The following is a 7,319-nucleotide window of genomic DNA, read 5'->3' as shown; positions in this document are numbered from 1 at the left end:
CCCCTGACGAACCGCCCCCGCCCCGGCGGGCGAGGCACCGACGCCACGCCCGGCAGCAGCTCCCCGTCCCGCGGATCGCCGCCGAGCACCACCGTCGCGCAGCCGGCCGCACGCAGCTTGCCGAGGAATCGGGTGGTCAGCGCGTCGCCGATGTTGACGGAGTTCCGGCTGACGATCAGATGCACCCCGACCTCCCCGCCCCGCACCAGGTGGTCCGCGTAGCTCTGCAGCGGGTCGGGGCGGCCCGATCGCGGGTCCGCCGAGATCAGCTCGCAGTCCGCGATGATCAGGAAGACCTCGCGCGGCCGCTCGGCTCCGCTGCGGGGCCGGGACAAGCGTTGCTCGATCCGGAACGCCATTTCCGCCAGGTGACGCTCGAACTCCCCGCGCACCGCGGCGTAACCGAACTGCGGACCGTCCGTTTCGCCGAGCAGGCCGCGCTTCGGATCCAGCACGATGATGTCGCACTCGTCCGCCGCGTACAGCCGCTTGATCTCGGCGATCACCAACCGGACCAGGTTCGTCTTGCCGGAGCCCCGCTCCCCCAAGCACAACAGGTGCGGATGCTCCGCCAGATCGAGCTCGGCCCACCTGCCGATGCCCACTGTTCGCCCGAGCAAGATGTGCGGATTCTCGGGATTCTCGATCTGCGAATAGGTGATGCTCGGCGACGCGCGCAGGACCTGGTCCTGGGCGGGCTCCCCCGGCCAGACGCTCGCGATGCGTCGCGACAGCGCACGGGCGTTCTCGTAACGCGGGTCCAGCTGGTCATCTACGTGCAGTTGCGGTAGAGCGGCACGGAACTCCCTCCCGTTCACGGTCCCGCGACCGCTCTCCGCGCCACCGAGTTCCAGCCGGACCTGGTACTGGAATCCCCAACCCGGGTCCTCCTCGCCCGTGCTGTCCCCTGAGATGATCACGTGGATGCCGTGATCCGAACCGTCCTGCATCAGCGTGCGGACTTTCGGGGCCAGCTCGGCAAACGCGTCCACCAATCGATGCCACTGCTCGATCACGAGGAATGACAGCACGTGAGCATCTTCTCGTCGCGCCCGCCGCTCGCCGAGCAGATCCACCAGGAAGTCCACGATCGCGACGGCGGTCTCCCCGTCTCTGATCGACGCAAACCCGACTGCATGTGGCAACTCGGACAGCACGGCCTCGCAGGAATACCCGTCACCCGCGCTTATGAAGTAGAACTGCACCTCCTCGGGTGTGCGCGTCAGGGCTACCGCGAGGACGACGGCACGGGTGAAATCGGTCTTCCCGCTGAACGGGCGGCCTATGATCGCGATACAGCCGAACGGCACCATCAGCGGTTCTGCTTCGCCTGTCTCGGGGGAGTCCACCAGTCCGACGGGAACTTCGGTGGCGCGCTCGAACGCCACCGCGGACAAACCTCGTTCGCCCTCTGCCAAGGTACCCAGCACATCGCCGAGCGCGATCGGGTCTGCGAGGAGTGCGCGCAGTTCGGCGGCCCGCGCCGGCACTGCTCGGTTCACCCGGGCGATCAGCTCAGCCCAGGACCTCATACCGGGCGCCCAGGTGCGGAACTTGATCGGCGGCTTGGCTCCCGCCTTGAAGAACCCCTGCCCGGGTTCGCCCTCGTCCAGCTCGGCGGCCGCCGGGATTCCCAACAGCTCCAGCGAATCACGCTTGGCAGCGGTTCGATGCACGATCCAGAACCGGCAGAGTTCCGCTATCTCCGGGAACCGGGTGTCCGCGGTGTCGGACGCCATCACGATCACGTGCACCCCCACATCCGGTCCGAGTTCCATGACTTCGCGCAGTTGCGGCACCAACTCGGGTACGCGCACCAGCGCCTCGGTGAAGTCTTGGATGGCGACAACGAGCCGGGGCGCAGGCGGGCGGCCAGCCCGAGCCGGATTTCGACGACGAGTTATCTCACGGTGAATGTCCCTGAGGCGGTTGGCCAGTTCGCTCTCCCTTTCCATGTACGACACGGCCATGTGCGCGACCACGTGCGGCATCTCGGAAAGCCCCTGGACGACAGGGCTCGAAATCGGCGACGCATGCAGGAGTACGACGTTCAGGTCAGCTGGCGAGTGGGCCAGCATCAGTAGGAACAGCAGCGACCCCAAGGTCTGGACGGCCCCGGACCCCGGCGGGCCGACGATCATCCCGTGCGGCCCCGCACCGCCGAAAGCAGTGGATTTCAGGTCGAGGTGGACGGTCCTGCCGAACTCGTCCACACCGATCGGAACTCGCAGCCAATCGGGATGGTTCGTATCACGCCAAGCCTTCGGCGGGTCGAACGGCGGCTCGACGCCCAAGATCCGTTCTGGGTTGAACTTTCGGTCGTGCTGGCGGTGCTGCTTCTGCTGCGCGATGCCGTCGATCATCGACACCATCTCCTGGTGCCGCGGCTCGGCCCCGGTGGACGAGTTCGGGACAGCAACTTGGAAGGTCCCAGCAGCAGTGGTCGCCTCCACCGGCTGATCCGAACCCGCCCTTGCCGTCAGGTCGACCTTGCCGCGCATGTTGGGCAGCATGCCGCCGGAGATCCGCGACCACGAACGCGTGGCCACGACGACGTGCACGCCGAAGCTGGCGCCCGTGTCCGCGATCTTCTCCACCTGCCGGACCAGTGCCGGGTTCTCGGCGGCGAAGGCTTCCCAGCGATCTATCACCAGGATCACGTCCTGCTGCGGGCCGTCTGCTCGCAGATCGCGATTGCGCCGCGCGGCGCGGAATTCGCTCAGCGAATCGAACGCGTGCTGCCTGAACATCGCGCGTCGCGCGGAGATGCTCCGATCGATCTCGTCCAGCAACTGCCGGACCTCGGTGCTTTCATCCGGCCCGAGAACCCAACTGACATGCGGAAGCTTCCCAAAAGCCCCGAACCTGCTCTCGGAGTCGATGATGATGATCTCGACTTCCTCGGGTTCCGAGTCGGCTGCCAAGCTCAGCAGCAGGGTTCGCAGGAACTGGCTCTTGCCGGACTGCGTTGGGCCGACGACCGCGAGATGGCTGTCGGGTTCGGCCAGGGTCAGCATGAACGGCTCCTGGGCGTCGCCGACGCCGCGGGTGCCTACCACGACGTTCAGCGTGCTGCCGGCCGGAGGCATGGTCGGGATGGCTTTCGCGAGCAAGGGTCCGAGTGCCGCAGGTTCGGACTTCGCCGGAGCGGGACGCCGTGCCTGGGCATCGGGCGTCGATGAGGTCCAAGCGAGGTAGAAATCGCCGGACATCTGCACCTCGCGCTGTGGTGTTTGCCCCTGCCCGTCCAACTTCCGCCGCACGTAGTTGTAGAGCTCATCACCGGTGATCACGCCGTCGCCGTCGGAGTCCGCCTTGCCGCTGCGAATTCCCTCCAAGACTTCGCGGGTGAACAACGAGGACCGCACCGGATTGCTGGTGGTGAGTTCGTCGCCTTCGTAGGCGTATTCCAACGCGCTGGTCGCGGTCATGATGTAGGACCCACGTCCAGCCAGCTGGCGAAGGTCGATCCGCTCAGCCGACTTGGGCACCAGGCCGTGCGAGAAGGCCCCGCTGTAGCAGCAGTCCAGCAGCACCACCTTCGTCCCGGCCTGGGAAGCGCTCAGCTGGTGCTGGACGAATACCGAGCTGACTGCGGTGGACTCCTTCCGATCGACCTCGGTGTTGCAGGCAGCGAACAGCAGCTGGCCCTGGTCGTTCTTCAACCCGTGGCAGGACAGGTACAACAGCGCAAGATCGTCCGGCCCGGTTTCCTGGAACAGCTCCTCGATACCGCGCTCTATTTGGCTCTTGGACTCGTTGCGCAGCACCTCGACCTGGTCGAAGGCACCCTGCGTCAGCAAGACCTGTTGCAGTTCTTCGGCTTCCCCCGCAGGCGCGCGCAGCTCACGCAGCCTCGGGTCGCCGTACAACGAGGTCGCGATCAGCAGCGCGGTCCGGCGGCCCACCACGCCGCCTACCGCTGGTCCGAGGCGCCGCCGTCGGGGTCCTCGTCGAGGAGTTTCGCCGCGATCGCTTCCACCAGCAGGTGCTGGTCCTTCGCGGTCAGGCCGTCGAATTCGACCTTCTCGCCGTTCCTTTCAATGCTCACCCGGCGGGCCTTGGCCTGGTCGAAGCGGGCGACCATCACCTTCGCGCACGCCGCAGCAGTGGCCGCGGAGAAGATGCCGCTCAGCACGAGTTGCCCGATTGCCAGCGCCGCCCCGGACTTCGCGCCATCCGGACCCTGACCGCGCACCCGGTCCACCCGGACCGCGCCCAGCTCGCGCAGCTCGGCGAGCAGCCGTTGCGTCAGGTTCTCCAGGCGCTCCGGGGTGTCCTCGGACAGGTCGAAACCGACCAGCCAGCGGGCCATTTCGCCAACCTTCCGCAGCTCGGCATCTCGATCTTCCTCACGGTAGCCGATCGATCACGCTGCGGAGGGCGGTTCGTTACTGCTCGGCTTCGTCGGCGAAGAGCTTCGCGAGGTCCCGGGTGAGGCTGATCGCGCGGCGGGACCAGGCCGGTGTCGCGCCCGCGAGGCCGCAGGTCGGCGTCGGGACGCTGCGCTCGGCCAGCGCCCGGCGGCCGAAGCCGAGGCGGGAGGCCAGGCCGAAGGCCGGCTCGGCGAGCTGGCGCAGCCGGGTCTCGCCCGCCGGTTCGGTGCTCGGGACCAAGCCGAGGAACAGGGTCGTGCCCTCTTCCCACGTCTCGCCGAGCTCGTCGGCGAAGGAGCCGGACACGTCGCCGAGCTTCGTCGCGTCCAGCGCGATCGCCCCGGCGCCGGCGCGACGCAGCAACGCCACCGGCGGGCGGGTGGCGCAGCAGTGCACGACCACGGGCGAGTCCGTTGCTGCTGCGAGCTTCTCGATCACCTCGGTCAGCAGGCGCTGTGCGTCCGGTTCCGGGACGGCGGGCACCTTGCCGTAGCCGGAGGGCGTGGGCAGCGCCCCGGCCAGCACCGCGGGCAGGGCGGGCTCGTCGAGCTGCACGACGACCCGGGAGCCGGTGCGGGCGGCGACCTGCTCGGCATGCCGGATCAGGCCTTCGGTCAGCGACTCGGCGAAGTCGCGCAGCGCGCCCTGGTCGGTCAGCACCCGGTGCCCGCGGTGCAGCTCGATCCCGGCCGACAGCGTCCACGGGCCCGCCGCCTGCACCTTCACCGCGCGCGGCGCGCCCGCTTCGGACACCGCCTGCTCCACGGCGTCCAGGTCCCAGCGCAGCAGGTCGACGGCGCGGCGCTGGTCCCGGCCGGGCCGGGAGGCGACCCGGTAACCGGAGGGCACCACTTCGACGGCGAGGTCGACCAGCAGGCCGGCGGTGCGGCCGAGGATGTCGGCACCGACCCCGCGTCCCGGCAACTCCGGGAAGGGCATCAGGCCCGGCAGCTCGCCGACGACCGTGCGCGCCACCTCGACCGGATCGGCCCCGGGCATCGAGCCGATGGCGGTGGCGATCCCGGGGCCCCAAGCTGCGTCACTCACCCCGCCATTATCGACGGGCTCCCGGCACCCGCCCGACCGGCCATCGCACTGGGTCGCTCAGTGCCCACCAGGCCCACGAGCACCTTCCGGCGCAGTCGCCCGCTGAGCTTCTCGGTGCGCTGGACACCGGCCGTGCGCGTTTTCTGCTGCTATGGCGACACAAAGCACGCACGGCCCCTGGCCTGCGGAAACGCCGCTCCTGGCCCGGGTCAGCCGGTGAACTTGTCGCGGAGGACGCGCTTGAGGAGCTTGCCCGAGCTGTTGCGCGGCAGGTCGTCGACGAAGCGGATCTCCTTCGGCACCTTGAAACCGGCCAGGCCGCCGCGCGCGTGCTCCAGCAGCTCCGCCTCCGACACATCGGCCTTGGCGACCACCACCGCCGCGATGCGCTCGATCCACTTCGGGTCGGGCACCGCGATCACCGCGACCTCGGCCACCGCCGGGTGGGTGTACAGCGCGTCCTCCACCTCGCGGGAGGCGACCAGCACTCCGCCGGTGTTGATCACGTCCTTGATCCGGTCGACGACGAAGCAGTAGCCCGCCGAGTCGCGCCGCACGAGGTCGCCGGAGTGGAACCAGCCGCCGCGGAACGCCTCGGCGGTCTCCTCGGGCTTGTTCCAGTACCCGGTGCACAGCTGCGGCGAGCGGTAGACGATCTCGCCCAGCTCCCCCGGCGCGACCTCGTCGCCCTGCTCATCGACGACCTTCGCTTCCACGAAGAGCACCGGCCGGCCGGCGGAATCCGGCCGCTCGTCGTGTTCCTCGGGCCGCAGCACCGTCGCGAGTGGAGCGATCTCGGATTGCCCGAAGCAGTTGTAGAAACCGAGCTCCGGCAGCCGTTCCCGCAACCGCTGCAGCACCGGTCCGGGCATGATCGAGGCGCCGTAGTAGGCCTTGCGCAGGGTCGTCAGGTCGCGGGTGGCGAACTCGGCGTGGTTGGCCAGCGCCACCCAAACCGTTGGCGCGGCGAAGAACGAGCTGATCCCCTCGTCCTCGATCCGCCGCAGCACGTCGCCCGGATCGGGCACTTCCACCAGCCGGTTGGTGGACCCGATCATCAGCTGCGGCAACAGGAACACGTGCATCTGAGCCGAGTGGTACAGCGGCATCACGTGCAGCGGCCGGTCGTCCTCGCGGAAGTCCAGCGCCACCAGGCAGGACACGTACTCGTGCAGCAGCGCGCGATGCGTCATCATCGCGCCCTTGGGCTGCGAGGTCGTGCCCGAGGTGTAGAGCAGCTGGACCAGTGCGTCATCGGCGACGGCGACTTCCAGCTCCGGCACCGGGCCGTCGATGCACTGCGCCAGCAGCGAATCCGGGCTGTCCCGCAACGGGATCACGCGCTGGACCGACGTCTGCGGGCGGACTTCGCCGAGCCGGTCCGCCAGGGCCGGGTCCACCAGCGCGGTGCTGCTGCCGGACTGCTGCAGCAGGTAGGCGAGTTCGCCGGAGGTCAGGTTGTAGTTGATCGGCACGTGCACCAGGCCGGCGCGGGCACAGGCGAGGAATCCGATCAGGTAGGCGTCGGAGTTCTTGCCGTAGGCCGCGATCCGGTCGCCTTGGCGCGCCCCGGCGGCCAGCAGCGCGGCGGCGGCGCGGGTGACGGCGGCGTCGAGCTCGGCGTAGGTCCAGGCCCGCTCCTGCCCCGCACCGTCGACGAAGCGCAACGCCTCGCGATCCGGGACTCGCGCGGCGCTGCGCCGCAAGACGTCTGCGACCGTGCTGGCACGAAGATCGAGCACAGGACCTCCCCGTTCGCGGCGTGATGCCAGACACTAACCGCGAAACCGGCCCCGCACCAGAGAGCCTGTTTCCACACGCGTCTTGCGTGGCGGTGCGGGTAGCGGCCCCCTGCGGGAATTACGGCCGTCTTCTCGCTGTGGGATCCCCGACTTA

At 69.0% G+C, this 7,319-nt stretch carries 4 protein-coding genes; all 4 read right to left on the bottom strand.

The features are described 5' to 3' along the window. Positions 1–3,908 (bottom strand): caspase, EACC1-associated type (locus E1288_RS32410; protein WP_207954678.1); only part of this gene is annotated, 3,908 nt, incomplete at its 3' end. Positions 3,909–3,916: 8 nt separating this feature from the next. Beyond that, entirely contained in the window at positions 3,917–4,315 is a 399-nt protein-coding gene (locus tag E1288_RS32405) for an effector-associated constant component EACC1 (protein WP_132492045.1), read from the bottom strand. A 76-nt stretch (positions 4,316–4,391) separates the two neighbouring features. Next, positions 4,392–5,423: a methionine synthase gene (locus E1288_RS32400; RefSeq protein WP_132492043.1), complete on the bottom strand. Its 1,032-nt coding sequence runs from the start codon at positions 5,421–5,423 to the stop codon at positions 4,392–4,394. A 209-nt stretch (positions 5,424–5,632) separates the two neighbouring features. Beyond that, positions 5,633–7,165, bottom strand: a complete 1,533-nt coding sequence (locus E1288_RS32395) for a fatty acyl-CoA synthetase (protein ID WP_132492041.1) — start codon at positions 7,163–7,165, stop codon at positions 5,633–5,635. Positions 7,166–7,319: the final 154 nt, after the last annotated feature.

Source organism: Saccharopolyspora elongata (assembly GCF_004348985.1).
In the GTDB taxonomy this organism is placed as follows: Bacteria; Actinomycetota; Actinomycetes; order Mycobacteriales; family Pseudonocardiaceae; genus Saccharopolyspora; species Saccharopolyspora elongata.
The sequence above is the reverse complement of the archived record's forward strand: the minus strand, read 5'-3'. Positions and strand labels throughout refer to the sequence as shown.

Excerpts from the sequence above, each read along its gene's own strand:
- E1288_RS32405 (WP_132492045.1), bottom strand. The coding sequence starts at position 4,315 with ATGGCCCGCTGGCTGGTCGGTTTCGACCTGTCCGAGGACACCCCGGAG.